The organism is Janibacter sp. CFPM2_SD2 (assembly GCF_057364645.1).
Genome location: NZ_JBNFOF010000303.1, coordinates 1 through 2,180 on the forward strand (window position 1 = coordinate 1; position 2,180 = coordinate 2,180).

General features: G+C 74.7%; 3 protein-coding genes. 2 read left to right on the forward strand and 1 reads right to left on the reverse strand.

What is annotated here, in order from left to right; all coding sequences use genetic code 11:
• Together AC2W7J_RS17655 and AC2W7J_RS17660 are read left to right on the forward strand one after the other, a co-directional pair.
• Positions 1–687: DNA-processing protein DprA (locus tag AC2W7J_RS17655; protein ID WP_485984014.1), on the forward strand; the 687-nt coding region annotated here is incomplete at its 5' end.
• Between the two features lie 58 nt (positions 688–745).
• Complete coding sequence (locus AC2W7J_RS17660; protein WP_485984016.1) at positions 746–1,690, forward strand: tyrosine recombinase XerC; 945 nt, start codon at positions 746–748, stop codon at positions 1,688–1,690.
• Positions 1,691–1,767: 77 nt separating this feature from the next.
• Here AC2W7J_RS17660 and AC2W7J_RS17665 read toward each other — a convergent pair.
• Positions 1,768–2,180: murein hydrolase activator EnvC family protein (locus AC2W7J_RS17665; RefSeq protein WP_485984018.1), on the reverse strand; the 413-nt coding region annotated here is incomplete at its 5' end.

Sequence of the window (2,180 nt, forward strand, 5' to 3'; positions counted from 1 at the left end):
CGTGTCCGGTGCGGCCTTCGGCATCGATGCCGCGGCCCACCAGGGGGCGCTCGCCGTGCACGGCCGGCCATCGCCGTGCTCCCGTGCGGGCCCGACCGGGTCTACCCGGAGGGCAACCGGCGGCTCGTCGAGGCCGTCGCCGAGCAGGGTGTCGTCATCACCGAGCTCGCGATCGGGACCGTGGCCATGCGGCACCGCTTCCTCTCGCGCAACCGGATCATCGCTGCCCTGTCGCAGGCGACGCTCGTCGTCGAGGCGGGGCTGCGGTCCGGCTCGCTCAACACCGCCGGTTGGGCCGAGGCGATGCGCCGCCCCGTCGGGGTCGTGCCCGGTCCGGTGACCCAGATGTCGTCGGCGGGCTGTCACGAGTGGATCCAGAAGCATCGCGGCAGTCTGGTCACCGACACCGCGGACCTGCTCGCCCTGGCCGGACGCGTGGGCGAGGAGGTCGACCAACCGGTCGAGCTCCTCGGTCCGGCCCGTGACCTCGACGTGCTCCGGCCGCCGCACCGCCGCATCCACGACCTGCTGAGCAGCCGCAGGGGAGTCCCGGTCGGCGAGCTCGCGATCGAGCTCGTGGTGCCGCTCGAGGAGGTGCTCGCCGACCTGGCGGAGATGTCGCTCGAGGGGTGGGTGGTGCAGGACGACACCGGCGGCTGGCGTCGCGGCCCCGGCCCGAGGCGCTGACGATGGAGGACGGCGTGACCTCCGGGACGCGCGGGTCAGACCGTGGCACCGTGGGGGAGTGAGCACTGCGTCGACCTCCGAGCCTGCGCCAACCCCGGCGTGGGTCGGCGAGGTCGTCGATGCCTACGCCGCGCACCTGCTGCGTGAGCGCGATCGATCGGAGCACACGATCAGGGCCTATGCGGGCGACGTGCGCGCCTGCCTCATGTGGTGTGCCCACGACGGCAGCGACGCGCTCGCCGACGTCACGCTGGCGCAGCTGAGGTCCTGGCTCGGCAGCCTCGCCTCGGGGGGCGCCGCCCGCGCGACCCTCTCCCGCCGGTCGGCCGCGGTACGCACCTTCTTCGCCTGGACGACGCGCACCGGCCGCACCCCCACGGACCCCGCACTGCGGCTGGCGTCACCCAAGCGGCAGCGCACCCTGCCCGACGTCGTCTCCCGCGACGGCATGAGTGCCGTGCTCGACGTCGCGGCAGTCGCCGCGGACGACGAGGACCCGATCCACCTGCGCAACCGCGCCGTGCTCGAGCTGCTCTACGCGAGCGGGATCCGGGTCAGCGAGCTCACCGGCCTCGACGTCGACGACCTCGATCGCGGTCGACGGGTCGTGCGGGTCCTCGGCAAGGGTCGCAAGGAGCGCGTGGTGCCCTATGGCGCGCCCGCCGACGAGGCTCTCGGCGAGTGGCTGGAGCGTGGACGACCCCGGGTGGTCGTCGAGGGGTCGGGCCCGGCGCCCTTCCTCGGCCGTCGGGGCCGCCGGGTCGACCCGCGCCAGGTCCGGGAGGTCGTCCACTCCCTGCTCGCCCACGTGCCCGACGCACCCGACGTGGGTCCGCACGGGCTGCGCCACTCGGCCGCGACGCACCTGCTCGAGGGCGGCGCCGACCTGCGCATGGTGCAGGAGCTCCTCGGCCACAGCTCGCTCGCGACGACCCAGATCTACACCCACGTCTCGCTCGACCGGCTGCGCCGCAGCTACGAGCAGGCGCACCCCCGCGCCTGAGCCCTGCGAGCGGGTAGAGGTGTCACCGACCGGATGCCTGTCGGGATCACCTCGACCCGGCACCACGGCGCAGGCGCTCACGGGACGGGCAGGAGGATCACCCGGCGGGCACCGAAGAAGGTCATCGGGTCGAGGTAGGTCGGCCCGCGACGCGCACCCAGGTGGAGGCAGGCCGTGGGAGCGCAGTGCCCCGACTCCGGCCCGATCGTGCCGATCCGCTGGCCACGCGCCAACCGGTCACCCGTCGAGACCGTGGCGTCGACCGGCTCGTAGGTGCTGCGCACACCGTCGGCGTGGGTGACGCTCACCGTGCCCCGACCGGCGATCCGACCCCGATGGGTCACCACCCCGTCGGCGACCGCGGTGACCGGCGCGCCCCGCGCGGTCGACAGGTCGATGCCGCGATGACCGGCGCCCCACTGCTCCTCCGGCGCGTCGAAGGGGGCCGCCACGCCGGGCGGGCACGCCCCGACCGGCCACGCCCAGCCGA